General features: G+C 72.8%; 14 protein-coding genes. 5 read left to right on the forward strand and 9 right to left on the reverse strand.

The window, feature by feature from the left end; genetic code table 11:
* From ACRB68_RS15455 to ACRB68_RS15480, 6 genes are read right to left on the reverse strand one after another with little or no spacing between them, the layout of a single operon-like run.
* The gene (locus ACRB68_RS15455) at positions 1–1056 is read right to left on the reverse strand and encodes a DUF2332 domain-containing protein (RefSeq protein ID WP_153533164.1); all 1056 of its coding nucleotides are present in this window, start codon (positions 1054–1056) and stop codon (positions 1–3) included.
* A complete protein-coding gene (locus ACRB68_RS15460; protein ID WP_153533165.1) occupies positions 1053–2150 on the reverse strand; it encodes a mandelate racemase/muconate lactonizing enzyme family protein in 1098 nt (365 codons plus the stop codon). The genes ACRB68_RS15455 and ACRB68_RS15460 overlap by 4 nt, the downstream gene beginning before the upstream one ends.
* Complete coding sequence (locus ACRB68_RS15465; RefSeq protein WP_153533166.1) at positions 2147–4909, reverse strand: ATP-binding protein; 2763 nt, start codon at positions 4907–4909, stop codon at positions 2147–2149. The genes ACRB68_RS15460 and ACRB68_RS15465 overlap by 4 nt, the downstream gene beginning before the upstream one ends.
* Positions 4903–6588 (reverse strand): thiamine pyrophosphate-binding protein, encoded by a 1686-nt coding sequence (locus ACRB68_RS15470; RefSeq protein WP_153533167.1) that lies wholly within the window; start codon positions 6586–6588, stop codon positions 4903–4905. The genes ACRB68_RS15465 and ACRB68_RS15470 overlap by 7 nt, the downstream gene beginning before the upstream one ends.
* A 39-nt stretch (positions 6589–6627) precedes the next feature.
* A complete protein-coding gene (locus tag ACRB68_RS15475; RefSeq protein WP_328594244.1) occupies positions 6628–8304 on the reverse strand; it encodes an AMP-binding protein in 1677 nt (558 codons plus the stop codon).
* Positions 8301–9587 carry a cytochrome P450 gene (locus tag ACRB68_RS15480; protein WP_153533168.1) on the reverse strand — a complete coding sequence of 429 codons (1287 nt, stop codon included), beginning with the start codon at positions 9585–9587 and terminating at the stop codon, positions 8301–8303. The genes ACRB68_RS15475 and ACRB68_RS15480 overlap by 4 nt, the downstream gene beginning before the upstream one ends.
* Before the next feature lie 214 nt (positions 9588–9801).
* Between ACRB68_RS15480 and ACRB68_RS15485 the strand changes: the two genes are divergently transcribed.
* Genes ACRB68_RS15485 through ACRB68_RS15500 form a run of 4 tightly spaced genes read left to right on the forward strand, consistent with a single transcriptional unit; the run spans position 9802 to position 13230 of the window.
* Positions 9802–10065 carry an acyl carrier protein gene (locus tag ACRB68_RS15485; protein WP_207709702.1) on the forward strand — a complete coding sequence of 88 codons (264 nt, stop codon included), beginning with the start codon at positions 9802–9804 and terminating at the stop codon, positions 10063–10065.
* Complete coding sequence (locus ACRB68_RS15490; protein ID WP_207709703.1) at positions 10062–11171, forward strand: SDR family oxidoreductase; 1110 nt, start codon at positions 10062–10064, stop codon at positions 11169–11171. Before ACRB68_RS15485 ends, ACRB68_RS15490 begins: the two co-directional genes overlap by 4 nt.
* Complete coding sequence (locus tag ACRB68_RS15495) at positions 11168–12391, forward strand: acyl-CoA dehydrogenase family protein (RefSeq protein ID WP_153533169.1); 1224 nt, start codon at positions 11168–11170, stop codon at positions 12389–12391. Before ACRB68_RS15490 ends, ACRB68_RS15495 begins: the two co-directional genes overlap by 4 nt.
* On the forward strand, positions 12388–13230 hold the full coding sequence (locus ACRB68_RS15500) for an acyl-CoA thioesterase domain-containing protein (RefSeq protein WP_194293324.1): 843 nt from the start codon (positions 12388–12390) through the stop codon (positions 13228–13230). The genes ACRB68_RS15495 and ACRB68_RS15500 overlap by 4 nt, the downstream gene beginning before the upstream one ends.
* Positions 13231–13255: 25 nt before the next feature.
* On the opposite strand, the gene ACRB68_RS15505 is transcribed toward ACRB68_RS15500, so the two are convergent.
* Both ACRB68_RS15505 and ACRB68_RS15510 read right to left on the reverse strand, forming a co-directional pair.
* A complete protein-coding gene (locus tag ACRB68_RS15505) occupies positions 13256–14569 on the reverse strand; it encodes a helix-turn-helix domain-containing protein (RefSeq protein WP_194293325.1) in 1314 nt (437 codons plus the stop codon).
* A gap of 372 nt (positions 14570–14941) precedes the next feature.
* Positions 14942–15877: an adenosine kinase gene (locus tag ACRB68_RS15510; protein WP_207709704.1), complete on the reverse strand. Its 936-nt coding sequence runs from the start codon at positions 15875–15877 to the stop codon at positions 14942–14944.
* 468 nt (positions 15878–16345) lie between these two features.
* Between ACRB68_RS15510 and ACRB68_RS15515 the strand changes: the two genes are divergently transcribed.
* The gene (locus ACRB68_RS15515; RefSeq protein WP_235959396.1) at positions 16346–16843 is read left to right on the forward strand and encodes a response regulator transcription factor; all 498 of its coding nucleotides are present in this window, start codon (positions 16346–16348) and stop codon (positions 16841–16843) included.
* Between the two features lie 70 nt (positions 16844–16913).
* Here ACRB68_RS15515 and pafA read toward each other — a convergent pair whose 3' ends face one another.
* Entirely contained in the window at positions 16914–18272 is a 1359-nt protein-coding gene (gene pafA / locus ACRB68_RS15520; protein WP_153533174.1) for a Pup--protein ligase, read from the reverse strand.
* Positions 18273–18402: the final 130 nt, after the last annotated feature.

Genomic DNA, 18402 nt, shown 5'->3' on the forward strand with positions numbered 1-18402 from the left:
TCACCAGGCGGGCGGGGTCCGCCAGACGCAGGGCAGGCCGTGATCCTCGCTGTCGGCGGCCACGTCCCGCCCGCCACCGGGCCACCGCTGCAGCTCCAGCCGGTACCGGGCCTGCGTGTCCGGCTCCAGCGTCATCCTGACCAGCGGGGCGCCGCCGGTCGCCCTGGCCCCCGCCGCCTCCAGCAGCTTCTCGACCTCCACCTGCTCGGACGCGGGGATGTACTGCCACACCAGCGAGTGCCACACCACCGTGGTGACGCCGGGCTGGGCCGGCTCGGCGAGCCTGTCCGCCAGCCAGTCCGCCGCGCCCGACCGCGTCACCGCGAAGGGCAGGTCCCGGGCGAGGTCCACGGCCCGCCGCGCACGCTCCCAGCGTTCCCGCTGGTCGGGCCAGATGCACGACAGGAGAGCCAGGCCCCCGTCCGCCGACCGCGGGTCGAGCGGATGCGGATCGCAACCCGCCCTGGCCACGATCACCGGGGTCGCGGAGGTGCCGGCCGGAAGCCCCTCCCAGGGTTCGCGCAGCCGGACGGGCGAGCCGGGATCACCCAGCACCCGCCGTCCCACCTCATAGGCGTACCGGTCGGGCCACAGGTTGAGCCCGGCGCTCGCGCCGATCTCCAGCAGCCGCACCTCGGCGGACGGCCCGCGGTCCACGGCCCGGATCAGCCCGCCGTACAGGGCGGCGCTCCGGCCGACCTCGTTCGTCTGGAGCGGCAGGCCGGTCAGCTCCGCCACCTCGGCCGGGCGTTCGGCGAGCAGCCGCCGCATCGCGGGCCACGCGCCCGCCGGCCCTTCGGCACCGCCCGCGCTCGGGAAGTACGGCGCCAGCTTCGGCGCCCGCCCGGCCAGCACCAGCCAGTGCACCGCCCGCATCATGCGCAGTGCGGGAACACTGCTCAGCTCGGGTTCGGGCCCTTCGAACAGCGCGGCGACCGGCCCGCCCGCTTCCACGTCGTCGGCCGCCGCCGCCAGCAGCTCCGCGTAGAGCGGCGAGCCCAGCCGGCCGCATTCGTGGGCGTGGTAGCGCATCCCCAGCGCCAGCAATTCGGTCACACGAACCACTCCTCCGCAAGTTCCACGCCGAAGCCCGGCTCCGTCCACGGTACGAGCCGCCCGTCCTTGACCGTGTAGCCGCCGTCCGGCACCGGCTCGTCCAGGACGACCAGCGAGAAGTAGTAGTCACTGCCGTCGACGATCGGATCGAGGGTGACCATCAGCTGGAGCGCGGCGCTGGTCGCCAGCCGGGTCTCGGAGAAGGCCCCCGCGTATCCGCGGATCCCGAACGTCGCGGCGGTCCGGGCCGCGGCGGCGGTCGCGCGCAGGCCGCCGAGCTTGCCGACCTTGAGGCTCACGACCTCGAACGTCCCGTCGGCCACGATCCGCTGCAGGTCGGCGGTGCCGCGGAACGACTCGTCGGCGCAGAACGCGACCGGGACGGCCTGGCGGAGCCACCGCAGGGCCTGGGTGTCCCCGGGCGCGAACGGCTGCTCCACGAACTCCAGCGGAAGGCCGGCGGCGGCCCGCAGGAACATCCCGATCTCGGGCACCGTGCCCGTGCCGTTGAAGTCGAGCCGGACCGAGATGTCGTCGGCGAACCCGCACAGGGCCTCCAGCCGCGCGAGGTCCTCGCGCCACGGCCGCACGCCCGTCTTCAGCTTGAAGATCCGATAGCCCTCGGCGTAGCGGGCCGCCACCAGGTCGGCCTCGGCCGCGCGGTCCTGGGCGGACACCGAGTAGGACAGCCCGAGCGAGTCCCTGACCGGCCCGCCGAACAGCGTCATCGCCGGGACGCCCAGGCGCCGCGCGGCGAGGTCCACCAGCGCCATCTCCACCGAGCTCTTGGCGGCGGGATTGGCGAGGATCGCCGACTCGATCGCCCCCGTGCAGGCGTTCAGGTCGAGCGCCGACCGCCCGATGAGGAGCGGCGCGAACAGCTCTTCCACCAGGTCACGGATTCCGCTGGGCGTCTCGGCGGCGAACAGCGCCCAGGTCGCGGCCTCGCCATAGCCGCAGACCCCGTCCTCGTCGCGGACGCGGACGAACACGTTGTCGGTGTGACCGGCGAGGTCGCCCGCGCCCATCACCTGGTGCTCGCGCATGCGCAAGCTCCGCACCACCGCGCGGACCTCGGCGATCCGCCCGGTCACCAGCCCTCCTCCGGTTCGCAGGTCCGGACGAACGCGTCCAGCCGGAGCTCGGCGGCGTGCGCCCCGGCCTCGGCCATCAGCGCCGCCCTGGACGCGACGCCGAGCTTGGCATAGATGTGCGACACGTGGCTCTCCACAGTTCTCGGGGAGATGAACAGGCGTGCGGCCGCCTCGCGGTTGGTCAGCCCCTCCGACAGGAGCCGCAGCACGTCCAACTCGGTGGCGGTCAGGCTTCCCCAGCCGCGCGAGCGGCGGCGCGGTCGTGCCGCCGAGCGGCGGTGCACGCCGAGCGCGCGCAGCGCCGAGCGGACCTTGGCCGCGCTGCGTGCGGCGCCCATTTGCTCGTACGCCGCCAGGGCCTCTTCCAGCCGGTGCACGGACTCCTCGGCCCGGCGGGCGCCGACCAGTGCGGCGCCCGCGTCCGCGAGGGCGTCCGCCCGTGCCAGCGGCGCGGGATGCTCGCGCATCGCCCACGCCGCCGACAGCAGCGTCTCGGGGTCCCGGCTCACCAGGCCCGCGCACCGCTGTGCGACGTGCCCGGCCGCCGGCCCGCAGGCCGGGTCGGCGGCGAAGTCCGCGACCCGGCGGGAGATGCGCGAGGCGAGCCGTTCGTCGCCGCAGGCCACGCAGAGCCGGACCAGGTCGACCATCTGGTCCAGGTACGGGAACGGCGGGGCCACGGACCCGGGCGGCTCCCACAGCCTCGCCACCGACGCCAGCGCGCGGCCGGGTTCGCCGTTCGCCTCGGCGACCAGTGCCCGCACCCGCCAGAGCGGCGCCCACACCGGCCATATCTCCAGGTCCTCGGCGATCTCTTCGGCGCGGGCCAGCGCCGCCCCCGCGCCCCGCAGGTCGTTGCGCTGCACGGCCAGCTCGGCCGCCAGCGTGTCCGCCCAGGCGGCCACCATCGGCGTGCCCACCTCACCGGCCAGCGCCCGCGCCTCCCCCGCCGCTGCCATGGCCTCGTCCCAGCGGCCCCGGCGGTAGGACGCGGCCGCGTGCGCCCAGCGGTAGAACGGCGCGTGCAGGAGCGCACCGGACACCTCGGCCCGCCGCTGCCCTTCGGCCACGGCCGTCTCCGCCTCGTCCAGCCGGTCAAGCTGCAACAGCGCGAGGGCCGCCGGGAGATGGCCGGGCCACAGTGCCAGGTCGTGGCGCGCCTGCAACGCCAGTGCCCGTTCGGCCGCGTCCAGCGCCTCCTGCCCGTGGCCGGCGGCCAGGAGGGCGAGGGTCTGCGCGCCGAGCTCGGCACAGGCGGCGAGAGGCGTGATGTCCGGACGATCCCTGTCTGCGGCGGTGCCCTTCAGCGGCTGGCCGGGACGGTCCGCCAGGACGAGATCCCAGGCGAGCTCGGCCGGCCCCGCCGGTGCCGGGTCCGGTTCATCGGCCTGGCTTCCGCGCACTCGCCACAGGTTGGCGAGCAGTCCGCTCAGCCGCCGGGCGGACGCCTGGCCGGGACGGCGGGCGAGCTGTTTGCGCGCCAGCTCTCCGGCTTCGCGGAGCCGCCCGGACCATGCGAGCGACTCGGCGAGGTCGGCCATCAGGTCGCCGTGCAGCGGCTCCTCCGGCAAGGCGAGCGCGAGCGCCTGCTCCAGCAGCCGCGCCGAGGTCGCCGGGGCCGTGTCACGCACCCCGCGGGCGGCGGTGCGCAGCCAGGTCAGCGCCTCTTTGTCCCCGGGCAGCGCGCCGAGGGCCAGATGGCGCCCGACCTCGGTCGGCGGGGCGCCCGTCTCCGACAGGGCCCGTCCCACGTCGAGATGGAGGCTGGCCCTGACCGCGGCGGGGATGTCGTCGTACAGCGCCTTGTGCACCAGCCGGTGCCGGAACACGAGCCGGTCGTCGTCCGCCGCGAACAGGCCCGCGTCGATCAGCTCGTCGAGCACCGGCAGCAGATCGACGGTCGAACGCCCGCTGGCCAACGCCAGATGCGACACGCAGAAGCCGGTTCCCAGCACGCAGCCCACGGACAGTGTCGTCTGCGCGGCGGGTGACAGCTCCCGCGCTGAACGCAGCAGGATCTCGCGGGCGGCCGGAGGCAGTTCGGGGTGGGACATCTCGGCGTGCCCGCCCGCCGACTCCAGCATGCCCTCGGCGTCCAGCGCGGCGACCAGCTCGACCGCGAGGCCGGGGTTGCCGGCCACCCCGTCGAGGAGCCCGCGGAGTTCCCGGCCCGGCATCCGTTCCAGCATCGCGACGACCAGCTCGTCGAGGGTGTCGCCCGGCAGGCCGGGAAGGCCGATCCGCTGCGCCCCGCATTGCCGGAAACCGGGGGCCGCCGTGCGCAGGCCGGGCACAGGGCGGTAGACCACCAGCATGGCCAGCGCCAGGTCCTCCGTCCGCCGCGCCAGCGACCCGAGCAGGTGCAGGCTCGCCGGATCCGCCAAGTGCGCGTCGTCGATCGCGAGCAGCAGCGGCTCGCCGACCGCGTCCGAGCGCACCGCGTCGACCAGCTCGGCGACATCCCGTGCCGGGGTGCCGAACAGGTCCGTGGCCACCGAGAACGGCTGGTAGGCGGCGACGACGTCGGCCTCGACCCGGCGCACCTTCCAGCCGTCGCGGACGGCGCGTCCGCACACCTCCGCGAGCAGGCGGCTCTTGCCGATGCCCGCCTCGCCCTCGACCAGGACGACCTGGCCGGCGCCGCCCGCCGCCCGCCGCAGCACTCCCTCCAGCCACCCCAGTTCGGCCGAACGGCCGAGCAGTGGGGTCCGGCGCGCCGTGTCCACTCCGCACTCGCCCTCCACGACCGGTGTCACCACGCGGCGGCGCTTCCCGCCTTGAACATTTCGAAGTCAGGCGAGGACTCGGCGGCCGTGACGAGCGCGTCCAGGACGAGGACGCCCCCGTTCGCGCCCCATCGGTCCAGTTCGCTCTCCAGGCCCCGCAGCGAGTCGACGCGTTCGGCGCGGCAGCCGTAGCCGCGGGCGACGGCCGTCCAGTCCGCGCTCGGCGCGCCGGGCAGGGTGAAGTCGGGCCGGAGCTTGTGCCTGCCGACCTGTTCCAGCAGGCCGAGCGACCGGTTGTCCAGGATGACCACGGCGAGGTCGAGTCCCGCCGTCACCGCGATCTCCAGTTCGTGGCAGGACATGGCGAACCCGCCGTCGCCCGTCACCGCCACGATCTTGCTCCCGGGCGCCGCGAAGGCCGCTCCGATCGCCGCGGGAACGGCATACCCGATGCTGCCGCTGCCGCGTGGTGCCAGCACCGAACGCCCTGGGCGGCCCACCCGGTGGTGCACGCCGACCCAGCTGGACGCCTTGCTCGCGTCCGCCACGACGACCGGCGGATCGGGAAGGCGGGCGCGTAACGCGCTGACGATGACTTGCGACGACCACTCCGGCGCCGCCTGTCCGTTCGGCGGCGACCCGTCGTCCACCGCCGGCTCGGTGGTGGACCATGCGGGCGCCCGCCAGCCGGGGGCGCGGGACGACAGTTCGGTGGTGAGGTCTTCCAGGAACGCGGCGGCGTCCGCCGCCAGGCCGACTTCCAGGGGGAAGGTACGGCCCAGGGCCTCGGGGTCGATGTCGACATGGACGACTGCGGCCCCGGCCGGCGGCAGCTTGCCGTAGAGGGTGGACTTGTCGCCCGCCTTGCTCCCCAGCCAGACGACGGTGGTCGCCCGGGCGGCCTCGGCGTTCGCCCGCGGATGTCCCTTGGCCCCCACGACCCCGAGCCAGTGCGGCCCCTCTTCGGCGACCGCGCCCTTTCCGTTGAAGGTGGTCGCCACCGGCAGGCCGTGCGCGCGCACCAGCTTCTCCAGCGCGTCATAACCGCTGCTGGCGTGGATGCCGCCGCCGACCACCAGGAGGGGCCTTTCGGCCTCGGTCAGGAGCCGGGCGGTCTCGGCCAGACCGGCCCGGTCAGGGCGGGGACGCCCGGCGGGGCAGACGACACGGCCCGCCGCCGTCCTCGGTCCGTCCTCGCCCGCCGGTTCGGACAGCAGGCCCGGATCGATGTCCAGGACCACCGGCCCCGGCCGCCCCGACACCGTCAGTGTCAGCGCCCGGTCGACCAGCTCGCCGATCCGGTCGGGGCGGGTGAGCCGCAGCACCTGCTTGGCGACGCTCTCGAAGAGGCGGTCGTTCTCGCAGTGCGTGGTCGGCCACCGGCCCGCGTCCCGCGCGGGCGGGGCCGTGGTGATCGCGAGCAGCGGGATCGCGCTCGTCCAGGCCTCGTGCAGGGCGGGCACGAGCCACGGGGTGCCGACGCCGCCCGGGGAGTCGCAGATCCCGGCCGTGCCCGACAGCCGTGCATACCCGTCGGCCATGTACCCGGCGCACCGCTCGCAGACCGCCATCACGTGGCGCAGCTCGGGTCTCCCCTGGGTCGCCGCGTACAGCGGCAGGCTCGATTCGCCGGGGAATCCGAACACGTGGCCCACCCCGGCCCGGACCAGCCGGTCCACGATCCTTACGGCGCCCTCGTCCGTGGTGTGCATGGTCCTCCCTCGTGAACGGTCTGCGGACGGCCCGCGCCGTCAGCCGGCGGCCGGGCCTGGTTCGCGGACGGCGACCGCGGTGCCGCCCAGCCGGCCGGCCTGCAACGCGTTCCACATCCGGCGGCGCCGCGGCTTGCCGCTGGAGGTGCGCTCGATCAGCCCGGCGGAGCCCGTGACGACCCGTACGGCGCACTCGTCGCCCAGCTCGCGCGTCAGCACGCGCAGCACCTGCTCGACCCACGGGCCGGGCCTGCTCTCGGCGATGACGGCGACCCCGCTCCGCCCTTCGCTCGCAGCGCCGACGACCGCGACGCGGCCGCGTTTCAGCCCCCCGGCGTCGGCGATCTTCTCCTCCAGGTCCTCCAGGTAGACACTGCGGCCGCGCACCTTGAGGCTGTCGCCCATGCGGCCGACGACGTACAACTGGCCGTCGTGCAGGAAGCCGGCGTCGCCCGTCCGCAGCACCGGCCCGTCGAAGCGGGTCGATCCCTGTGTGTTCCCGCCCTGGTATCCGGCCGCCACCGAGGTGCCGGTGACGGTGAGCTCGCCGAGGTGCCGGTCGGGCAGGACGGCCCCGGACTCGTCGCGCACGTCCAGCGACATCCCGTCCAGCGTGCCTCCGCAGCCGACCAGCCAGCCCGGCTCGTCCGCGGCGGACGGATGGTCCAGGGCTCCTTCGTCCGTCAGCCGTACCGGCTCGCCGAACCGCAGCTCGGCCCAATCCGGCCGGACGACCCACGGCGTCTCCCCCGATCGCAGCCCCGTAACGGCCAGGGTGGCCTCCGCCATGCCGTAGGCGGGAGCGAAGACGCCGCGGGAGAAGCCCCGGGGTGCGAGGCGCCGGGCGAAGGTCTCCAGGACCCGCGGGTTGACCGGTTCCGCGCCCACGATCGCCGTCCGCCAGCCGCTGAAGTCCAGGTCGGCCAGCTTGTCGTCGGTCACCCGCCGCGCGGCGTACGCGAGACCGAACGTCGGCGTCGCCGTGTGGTGGGCCCGGCCCTCGCCGAAGCACCGGAGCCAGCGGGCGGGGTCGCGGACGAACTGGTCGGGGCGCATCAGCCACAGGTCGCCTTGCGCGGTGACCGTGGAGAGGAAGCAGCCGATCAGCCCCATGTCGTGGTAGAGCGGCAGCCACGAGGCCGTCGCGTCGCCGTCCCGCCAGCCGACCCAGTCCAGGATCGAGTCGATGTTGGCCTCCAGGCAGGAGCGCAACACCCGGACGCCGCGCGGATTGCTCGTCGAGCCGGACGTGAACTGGAGCAGGCCCACGTCCGCCGCCGGTCCCGGCCCGGAGTCCTCGTCCGCCTCGCGCACCAGCCAGGGCCGGCCGTCGTGGCCCGCGTCCGACAGGCCGCGCCTGACCAGCGCCTCGTACGCCTCGGTGGTCACGGTCAGCGTGGGACGCGCCACCGCGAAGATGCTCGACACGTGCGCGGCGTACTCGTCCTCCTTCTGGAAGGCGGGCGGGACGACCGGGCAGACCGTCGCACCGGTGTACCAGACCCCGTACAGCGCGGCCACGCACCGGTGATCGGTCGGCAGCACCACGCACACGACGTCGCCCGGGCGGACGCCGTCCTCCCGCAGCGCGGCGGCTATCCGGCGCGCCATGGCGGCCAGCTCGGTGTACTCCTGAAACTGCCAGCCGGTGTCTCCCGCAAGGTGCACCCCGCGTCCCGGCCTGGGTCGCTCCAGCCAGTCGGTCAGCCCTCTCACGCGCGGGCCTCCGCGGGCGTGAAGGTGCAGGGAAGGTGCTTGACCCCGTTGATGAAGGCGCTGCCGATGAGCCGGTCCGGCTCGCCCGCGCGGATGTCGGGGAGGCGGGTCAGCAGCTCGCGGAACGTGGCGCTGATCTCGGCCCGCGCCAGATGGGCGCCGAGGCAGAAGTGCGGTCCCGGCGCGCCGAACGCCACGTGGTCGTTCGGCGTGCGGGTGATGTCGAACCTCTCGGGGTCGGGGAAGACGTCCTCGTCCCGGTTGGCCGACCAGTAGAAGAGCAGCGCCTTCTCGCCCTCGCGGTACCGGCGGCCGTTGACCTCGCAGTCCTCGACCACCGTGCGGCGCATGAAGATGATGGGCGAGGCGAGCCGCACGATCTCCTCGACCGCGCCCGGGCCGTACCGGTCGAGGTCGCTCGCGAGCAGCTCGCGCTGCTCGGGGTGGTCGGTGAGCAGCATGAGCCCGTGGGTGATCGCGTTGCGGGTCGTCTCGTTGCCGGCCACCGCGAGCAGCAGGAAGAACGACCCGACCTCCTGGTCGGTGAGGGACTCGCCGTCGACGTTCGCCTGGACCAGGTGGGAGATCAGGTCGTCGGCGGGACGCTCGCGCCGCCGGGCCGCCAGGTCTCCGACCAGATCCACGATCTCCGAGCCCGCGGTCAGCAGCTGCTCGGCGATCTTCTCGGGGGCGGGCAGGAACTCGGGATCGAACCCGCACAGGATCCGGTTCGATCTCTCGAAGACGAAATCGTGGTGTTCCGGCGGTACCCCGAGCATTTCGCAAATGATCGCCAGGGGCACCCGCGCCGCCACTTCGACCGCGAAATCGCAGGAACCGCGGGCGGCGACGGCGTCGACCGTCCGTGCGGCGACCGCGTCGATCTGACGGGACAGGTCGGCCATCGACCGCCGGGTGAACGCCCGGGACACGATCCGCCGCAGCCGCGCGTGCCGCGGGTCGTCCATATTGATCATCGACCCGAAGTACTCCGCGTACTCGTCGGGCATGTCCAGGATGTTGGTCGCCCCGCCGCGCCCGGAGCAGAACAGCTCGGGCCGACGGCTCACCGCGAGGATGTCGGCATGCCTGACCAGGGCGTGGTAGCCGGTGCCCCGCTCGAAACCGATGTCGGTGTAATCCGGGTCGGCGAACCAGATCGGGCCCGCCTGGCGGCGCAGCACCGCGAAGGCGGCCGACCGCTCGGCCGGGGGCCGGTCCCAGAACCCGGCGTCGGACAGATCGATCTCGCCCAGCGCGGGGAGGGTTGCGGACTCGCCCATGCGTCTCCCGTCGTGACGTGTGTGCTGCCCCGTGCTGCCACGGGCGGTCGTTGTCAAAAAATTGACATCTAAGATACCAATGTCAATCAGCATTTAAAGTTTGTCAAGCTTGACCGGTCTGCTGGCGATTGGTTAGATTTTCAGGGAATAGCCCGTCCCCGCCACCGAGAAGGTTCTCCCGCCGCATGCGCGGAATCCGCAGGAAGGACGATCTATGTCGACGGAGTCAGCGGAGCACATACGCAGCGAGACCTATGCGGTGATCCAGGCCATGGCGCGCGAGGACCCCGGCGAGATGCGCGGCGACCTGAGCCTCGTCGAGCAGCTCGGCTTCGACTCGCTGCGGTTGATCGAGCTGGCGATCGCCGCCGAGCAGCATTTCGGTCTGCCCCCGGTCGACCTGGAGAACGCGGTGACCGTCGCGACCGTCGAGGACGTCGTCCAGCTCGTCGCCGGCCTGCGCGAGGTGAACCGGTGATCGTCCTTCTGACCGGCGCGGCTGGGCTCATCGGCGCCGAGGTCGCGGCCCGCCTGGCCGCCAAGGGCGCCGCCGTGATCGGGCTCGTCCACCGCAACCCGAACCTCACCCGCAACAACGGCCGCCCCATCCGGACCGTCCCCTGGAACGGCGCGCCCCGCCCCGGCACCGTCACCACGGTCACCGGGGACGTCACCCAGCCGCGGCTCGGGCTGGAGCAGTACAACGCCATACGCGAGGCCGCCGACATCGTCGTGCACTGCGCCGCCATCACCGACTTCGGCCGCGCCCAGCACGTCTACGACGGCGTCAACGTCAACGGCACCGACCACGTCCTCCGGCTCGTCCGCCCGCGCGACGCCCGGCCCGTCCCGCTCGTCCACGTCAGCACGGCGTACGTGTGCGGCGAGCACGAGGGCACGTTCCGCGAGGCGGACCTGGACACCGGCCAGAGCTTCGGCACCGCGTACGAGCAGAGCAAGTTCCGCGCCGAGACGATGGTCCGCGAGGCCCAGGAGGGCGGGCTGCCCGCGGCGGTCGTCCGGCCGAGCATCGTGGTGGGCGCCGAGCGCACCGGAGTGGTGCGCGAGTTCCAGAACATGTACGTGGTCCTCAAGGCCCTCACCGAGGGCCGGGTGCGCTCGATCCCCGGCTACTACGACGCCCACCTCGACCTTGTGCCCGTGGACTACGTGGCCGACGTGGTGGTCGAGGCGACGCTGCGCTTCGCGGCGGCCGAGGGCCGCACGTTCCACGCCCTGGGCGCCGCCCCGCACACGCTGCGCGACTTCAGCGACGTCCTCGCCGAGTACCCGACCTTCCACGTTCCCCGCTACATCCCGCCCTCCAGCTTCTCGGCCGAGAAGCTGCCCGCCACCGAGCGGATCTACTACGAGCGCATCGTCGGCCTGTACGAGACCTACTTCCGGCGCACCGTCGTCCACGAGAACGTCAACGCGGCCGAGCTGCTCGGCCGCAAGCCCGGCGCCCAGGGCCTGCCCTACCTGCGTCGCCTGCTCGACCACGCGCTCAAGGTCGGCTACCTGGGCACCCCTCTCCCGTCCGTGGACGAGGCGCTCGCCGGCTTGGCGAAGGAGGGCCGGTGACCACTACGGCCAGTGGCCCCACCACCGGGGTCGAGGCACCCGGCGACGTCCCCGACCTCGGCGTCGAGCTGGCGCTGGACCGCGCGAGCGCCGCGGTGTCGGAGCACCGCGCGCGGCTGCGGGAGCTCATCGACGCACAGGTGGCGCCGCTGATCGAGGCGGCCGAGCGCGACCGCCGGTTCCCCCGGCGGGCGCTCGCCGCGCTCGGCGCGGCCGGGGTGCTGCGCGAGCGGTGGAACGGCGGCCCGCACGGCGATCTCGGCCGGTGCGTGCTGCTGTCGGAGGAGCTCGGCAGGGCCGCGCTCGGCGGCGTCGGCGTCGGGATCAGCCTCCATCTCGACGCCGCCGCGCCGCTGCTGCGCCGGTTCGCCCGGACCGACCTCACCCGGGACATCCTCGACCGGGCGCTGGACGGCACCGCCGTGTGCTGCGTCGCCACGTCCGAACAGCTCGTCGGCTCGGACCTGTCCTCGGTCGGCACCCGGATGCAGCGCGACGGCGACGGCTGGCGGATCGAGGGCACCAAGTGGTTCGTGTCGCCGGGCGCGGCGGCCGACTTCGCGCTGGTGCTGTGCGCCGCCGAAGAGGGGCCCGCGGTCGTGGCGGTGCCCCGCGAGGGCCTGACCGTCGTCAAGCGGCTGGAGACCGCCGGGATGCGCGGCCTGGAGACCGTGCGCCTCACGGTGGACGCGCGAGTCGGCAAGGACGCCGTCCTGGCCCCGCCGCGGACGGGCCTCGCCGCCGTGATGACCAGCCTCACCTACGAGCGGCTGGCGATCGCCGCCCAGACCCTGGGCGCACTCGACCTGGCCGTCACCCTCGCGGCGACCCACCTGCGCCGCCGCCGCCAGTTCGGCGTCCCTCTGCACGAGCACCAAGCGCTCCGGCTGCGGATGGCGGACCTGTCGGCCCGCACCACGGCCGCCCGCCGCGCGTTGTACGCGACCGTCACCGAGCTGGCGGCGGGCGGGCCGACCAACCTCACCGACATCGCGGGGCTGAAGGTCTCCTCGGCCAGGCTCGCCGAACGGGTCGCCAGCGAGTGCATGCACATGTTCGGCGGGCGTGGTTATCTTGAGGACGCCACGCCCATGAGCCGCCTCTGGCGCGACCTGCGGGTCGGGAGGGTCGGCGGCGGCACCGACGAGATGATGTGGGAGCTCGTGGCGAGCGGCATCCGCACCGACGACGCCCTCTACGAGAGGTGGATCAGCGAGTGACCCCGACTGACGGCCTGGCCGCCGACACCGCGCTGGAACAGATCGGCGAGCATCTCCACCAGGCCGTCCTGCCGCCGGACTGGGCCGTCTGGGGACCGCACGGCGGCTTCCTCGCCGCGCTCGCGCTGTGCGCGGCCGGCGCCCACGCCCCGGACGCGCGGCCGCTCAGCATCGGCTGCGACTTCCTCGCGCCCGCCGAGTTCGACAAGGTCGAGCTGGAGACGGTCCCCTTCCACACGGCTCGGACGAGCCGGGCGCTGCGCGTCACGATGACCCAGCGCGGCCGTCCCGTCATGGCCGCGAGCGTGTGGACGGCCGGAACCCACCTCACCAGTCCCGAGCGCGCCTGGCGCCCCGCCCCCGACCTGCCGCCGCCGGAGGAACTGCCGGGTTTCGACCGGCTGATGCGCGAGGCCGGCCAGGAGCCGCCGCCGATCTTCAAGCACACCGACCAGCGTCCGGTCGCCTGGCCCGACGACTACTTCACCCGCTCCGGCGGCGACGCGGCGATCACGACCTGGGCCCGGTTCCTCCCGCAGGGCACCTTCCCTGGTGACCCCTGGCTCGACGCCGCGCGCAGCGTCATCCTCACCGACCTCGGCCTCTTCCCGGCCGTGGCCGCCGGGCTCGCCGCCTCGGAGATGGTCTTCACCGCGCCGAACGTCAACCTGCACGTGGCCTTCCACCAGCGCCGCCCCGACCATGAGTGGCTGCTCTTCGAGGGCGAGGGCCTGGCCATCTGCGACGGCACCCTGGCCGCGCGCTCCATCATCTCGACCGCCGACGGCGCCGTCGTCGCCACCGGTGTCGGTCAGATGCTCTACCGTCCGTTCGCCTGAGCCCCGACGCCCGTCACCGTCACCGTCACCGTGGGATCGTGGGGCCTGCGTTGAGACCCAGCTCGGCCGCGGTCCGGTAGGCCGACAGCGCCGTCGCGGTGTCGCCCGCGTCCTCGGTCAGGCGCGCCAGCTCCAGATAGGCCTCGGCGCTCAGGCGGACGGCGCCGAAGGACGCCAGCGCCGCGGCGGCGCGGTCCAGTTCCTTGTGGGCATGGCCGGTCGCGCCGGCGCCCCAGTGGGCACGGCCGCAGATCAGGCGGGCGCGCTCCTCCAGGAGGGCGCCCCGTCCCGTCCACTCGGACATGACCTGCTCGACCTCGCCGAGCGCGGCCTGCGGCTGGCCCGCGCGGACCTGCTGTTCGGCGTAGTCCAGGCGCCAGCGCGCGGCGATGGTGCCGGGGTCGCGGGCCAGCGCGGCCAGGGCCGCGGCAAGGTCGTCGGGCGTGGGGGCCGGGGTCGTGCACCGCTCGTGGGCAAGGGCGGCGGCGATGGTCCAGCGGGCCAGATAGCCGGTGTCGCGGTCGCCGGCGTGGGCGGCGAGGGCGCGCCGCGTCAGGACGGCGGCGGCGTGCGCGTCGCCCGAGGTCTCGGCCATGGAGGCGGCGGCCAGGTAGCTCTCCACCCGGCGCCCGCGGCGGGCGAGGCCGGTGACGACCGGCGCCCAGGTCCCGACAAGCTCGGCGGCCCGCTCCGACAGGCCCCGGTCCAGGCACTGCCGGACGAGACCGGCGGCGGCCGCGACGGCGAGCGGGCTGCCGTCCAGGCCGTGGTCGGCGAGGTTCCGGGCGGCCTCCTCCAGCCGGTCCATCGACTCTTCGGCGCGTCCCAGGTCGGCCAGGCAGCCGGCCAGCGACAGCGCGGTGTCCAGCCGGACGTCCCAGTCGTCGTACCGTTTCGACAGCGCCTCGCCGTAGAGCGACACCGCCTCCTCGAGCCGGCCGAGCCGCTCGTTCGCCAGAGCCAGTCCGCGCAGCGCCATGGGCGGCGGGGTCCCCCCGGACGAGCGCAGCGCCTGCGCGAAGAGGTCGCGAGCGGTCTCGGTGCCGCCCTCGGCCAGGGCCAGCTCGCCCCGGGCGAGGAGGAGCTCGCGCTCGGCCGTCATGTGCCCGGACGGCGCCGGGGCGCTCTCGGGCTCGCCGGAGTTCAGCAGCACCTCGGGCGCCACGTTGAGGCGGGCGGCGAGCTTCAGCGCGATCTCGACCGTGGGCCGTCGCTTGCCGCTCTCCAGAAGGCTGACGTAGCTGGTCGACAGCTCGTCTCCCGCGAGCTCGGTCTGCGTGATCCCCTGCTGTCGCCGCAGCGCCCGAAGCCTTCGCCCGAAACTGTCCGCACTGGTCACCGAGCACAGTCCTTCGTCGTTCAAGCCCGCGTCAGACCCGCGCGGCACGCCGATAGAGAATATCATTTCAGCGTCCGAAACGCCGGAGTGGGCCCCACCGATTACCATCGGGCGCTCTCCTTGCCAAAACCACGGAATGACGGTTGGCCGGGCGCACCCGGACGAAGCCGGATGTCACCCGCGAGGAGAGAGCTGGTCACGCCGAAGGGGCCTGAGAGGCATCTGCTGTCAGGGAGCCGTCCGATTGTCGCCCGCGCGACGCCCAGAAAATCGGACGATCAACGCGTTGTGACGATACTGACACGGAGCCCGTCACATTGCAAGAGTGTAGTCAAATTTATTTATGGAAAATGGTTAAAGCGGTCAATATCATCAGGCCTCGTCGAGCAGCAGGTCCGCCTGGGGGCGGGAGCCGAGATGCCCGATGACTTCGGCCGCCGCGGCCGAGCCCGTCCGCGCGCAGGAGGGCAGGTCGAGGCCGCGGGCGAGGCCGTGCAGGAACCCGGCCGCGTAGGCGTCACCCGCGCCCGTGGTGTCCACGATGCGCGCGACCGTTTCGGCGGGCACCTCCACCGCCCGGCCCGACTCCAGGACGACCGAGCCGTGCGCCCCACGGGTGACCGCCGCGATCAGGTCGCGTTCGGCCAGCGCGGACAGCGCGGCCGGCAGCCCGTCCGTCTCACAGAGGGAGACGACCTCGGCCTCGTTGCCGAACACCAGGTCGACGTGCTCCTCGATGAAGTCGCGAAACTCCTCGCGGTGCCGTTCCACGCAGTAGGAGTCCGACAGGGTCAGCGCGACCCGGTGCCCCGCGGCGCGGGCCGTGCGCGCCGCGAGCAGCACCGCCTCCTTCGCGGGCGGGGAGTCGAAGAGATAGCCCTCGACGCAGGTCACCCGGGCGCGGCTCACGAGTTCGGTGTCCACGTCGGCGGCCGTGAGCTCCACGCACGCGCCGAGGTAGGTGTTCATCGTCCGGTGCCCGTCCGGAGTGACCACGATCAGGCTGCACGCCGTGCCGGTCAGGCCCGACGACACCTCAGCCCCGAAGTCCACCCCCGCCGCCCGGAGGTCGGCGGTGAAGGCGATGCCGAACTCGTCGGCGGCCACCTTCCCCACGAAGGCCGCCGCGCTGCCCAGCCCGGCGGCACAGACGACCGTGTTGGCGACCGACCCGCCGGACATCTTGGCGACCGGCCGCATGCTCCCGTACAGGAAGGCCGACCGCTCGGCGTCGACCAGCGTCATGCTGTTCTTCGGCATGCCGTGCAAAGCGAGGAACTCATCGTCCTCGTGAGCGAAGATGTCCACGATCGCATTACCGATTCCGAGAACATCGAAGCCATTCTCCGACGCCATGATGCTTCCTCCGGGCTTGCGGGCAAAGTCCCGAGGCTAGGCCATCCGCGCGGATCGAACATGCGGTTTGACCAAAATCGGTCAGCGCCTCCGACGGGCCACGCCGCAGCCCTGGTGCGCCGCGGATGGCCGTTATCGGACAGATCGTCTCGTAACCACCGTTCCACGCCCCCGCACGGGGGGGCGGGACCGCCCGCACGGCGCGGGGGACCGGGTGTCCTTCACCTCGTGATTTACACCAGCGAAACATCATGACAAAACGCGGTACCACCCTTCGCATCGAAAGGCTCACTGCAGAGAACCGTTTCGGCTGTCGACCGCATGATCATCGCATGGTGTCGCGAGTTACACTTCGCTGGTCCGGACCAGTCACGTTCCAACCCACCAAGGCAGGCAAGGGCACGAAGGCAGGGGAACTGCATGAGCCCAGTCACCATCGTGAACGACTCACCGCAACTCATTCTCGTCGTCGTCGACGACACGAGCAGCCCCACAGAGTCTCTGATCCGCACGATAATGCGCGCCGCACCGACCTCGAAGATCCTGGTTCTCGATGCGGACGACTGCTCCCGCGCCCAGGACCGGCTGGCGGCCGCCGGAGCGCACGCCTTCCTGACCAAGGACGCGATGATCGGGGGCTTCGTTCACACCGCCACGGACACGCCGAGCCGCGCACCGGCCATGCCGGATCAGGAGAAGGTGCCCCCGCCCGACGAGTTCCCCCTCTCACCGCGGGAGGAGGAGGTCCTCGGGCTGGTGTCCACCGGGCTCCGGAACGCGGAGATCGCACAGCGCCTCCGCATCGCCGAGGGGACCGTCAAGCGCCACCTGACGAGCATCTACATGAAGCTGCACGCGACGTCACGGCTGGACGCCGTCAACAAGGCGGCGGCCCTCAGGGTCGCGCTCGGGCGGTAGCCGCCTCCCCGCGCCGGATACCGGCGATCGGCCGGTCTCCGCCCGGCCGGCGGCGACGGCCCGGTCCGCGTCAGATGCCGGCGATGAGCCGGTCCACACGTTCGTCCACGGACCGGAAGGGGTCCTTGCACAGCACCGTCCGCTGGGCCTGGTCGTTGAGCTTCAGGTGCACCCAGTCCACGGTGAAGTCGCGGCGCTTCGCCTGGGCCTTGCGGATGAACTCCCCGCGCAGCTTCGCGCGGGTGGTCTGCGGTGGCACCGACTTGGCCTCGAAGATCTCCAGATCGCTGGTGACACGCTTCATCAAGCCGCGCTTCTCGAGCATGTAGTAGAGCCCGCGGTCGCGCTGCACGTCGTGGTAGGCCAGATCCAGCTGCGCCGCGCGGGGAGAGCTCAGGGGCAGATCGTGCTTGCGCCGGTAGCGCTCGATCAGCTGGTACTTGGCCACCCAGTCGATCTCGCGGGAGACCAGGTCGAGATCGCCGGTCTCCACGGCCCGCAGCGTGCGCTCCCACAGTTCGAGGACCCGGTGCGCGCTCTCGTCGCCGCCGCGGCGGTCGACGAAGTCCTTGGCCTTGCCGAAGTACTCCTTCTGGATCTCCAGCGAGCTGGCCTCGCGGCCGTTGGCCAGCCGCACCTTGCGGCGGCCGGTCATGTCGTGGCTGACCTCGCGGATCGCCCGGATCGGGTTCTCCAGCGTCAGGTCGCGCATGACCACGCCCGCCTCGATCATCCGGAGGAGCAGGTCGGTCGCGCCGACCTTCAGGAGCATGGTCGTCTCGGACATGTTGGAGTCGCCGACGATGACGTGCAGGCGGCGGAACCGCTCGGCGTCGGCGTGCGGCTCGTCCCGCGTGTTGATGATCGGCCGGGAGCGCGTGGTGGCCGAGGAGACGCCCTCCCAGATGTGCTCGGCCCGCTGCGACACGCAGTAGACCGCGCCGCGCGGCGTCTGCAGCACCTTGCCGGCCCCGCAGATGATCTGCCGGGTGACCAGGAAGGGGATCAGCACGTCGGCCATCCGGCCGAACTCGCTGCGCCGTTCCACCAGGTAGTTCTCGTGGCAGCCGTAGGAGTTGCCGGCGGAGTCGGTGTTGTTCTTGAACAGGTAGATGTCGCCGGCGATGCCCTCCTCGCGCAGCCGCTGCTCGGCGTCCACGAGCAGGCCTTCGAGGATCCGTTCGCCGGCCTTGTCGTGCGTCACCAGGTCGACGACGTTGTCACATTCGGGTGAGGCGTACTCGGGGTGGCTTCCGACGTCCAGGTAGAGCCGCGCGCCGTTGCGCATGAACACGTTGCTGGAACGGCCCCACGACACCACTCGGCGGAACAGGTAACGGGCCACCTCGTCAGGTGACAACCGCCGCTGACCGCGGAAGGTGCAAGTGACGCCGTATTCGCTCTCGATTCCGAAGATGCGCCTGTCCATGACGGTCAACGTTACGCGCCGAAGCGATGGTTTTACAGTATTGACTTCAGCTGCCGCCGCCCCGGCAACCCGTCTGTCACCGCCACGCCCGGTCCACGTCCGCCCGCGAGCCGCGCGCGGGCGCATCCGG

Origin of the sequence: Actinomadura macrotermitis (assembly GCF_009604375.1) — a bacterium.
Taxonomy (GTDB): Bacteria; Actinomycetota; Actinomycetes; order Streptosporangiales; family Streptosporangiaceae; genus Spirillospora; species Spirillospora macrotermitis.

What these genes read in the sequence shown, in the direction of transcription:
- ACRB68_RS15470 (WP_153533167.1), bottom strand. Translation starts at nt 6,588, where the DNA reads ATGCACACCACGGACGAGGGCGCCGTAAGGATCGTGGACCGGCTGGTC.
- ACRB68_RS15480 (WP_153533168.1), bottom strand. Translation starts at nt 9,587, where the DNA reads ATGGGCGAGTCCGCAACCCTCCCCGCGCTGGGCGAGATCGATCTGTCC.
- ACRB68_RS15485 (WP_207709702.1), top strand. Translation starts at nt 9,802, where the DNA reads ATGTCGACGGAGTCAGCGGAGCACATACGCAGCGAGACCTATGCGGTG.
- ACRB68_RS15515 (WP_235959396.1), top strand. Translation starts at nt 16,346, where the DNA reads ATGAGCCCAGTCACCATCGTGAACGACTCACCGCAACTCATTCTCGTC.
- pafA (WP_153533174.1), bottom strand. Translation starts at nt 18,272, where the DNA reads ATGGACAGGCGCATCTTCGGAATCGAGAGCGAATACGGCGTCACTTGC.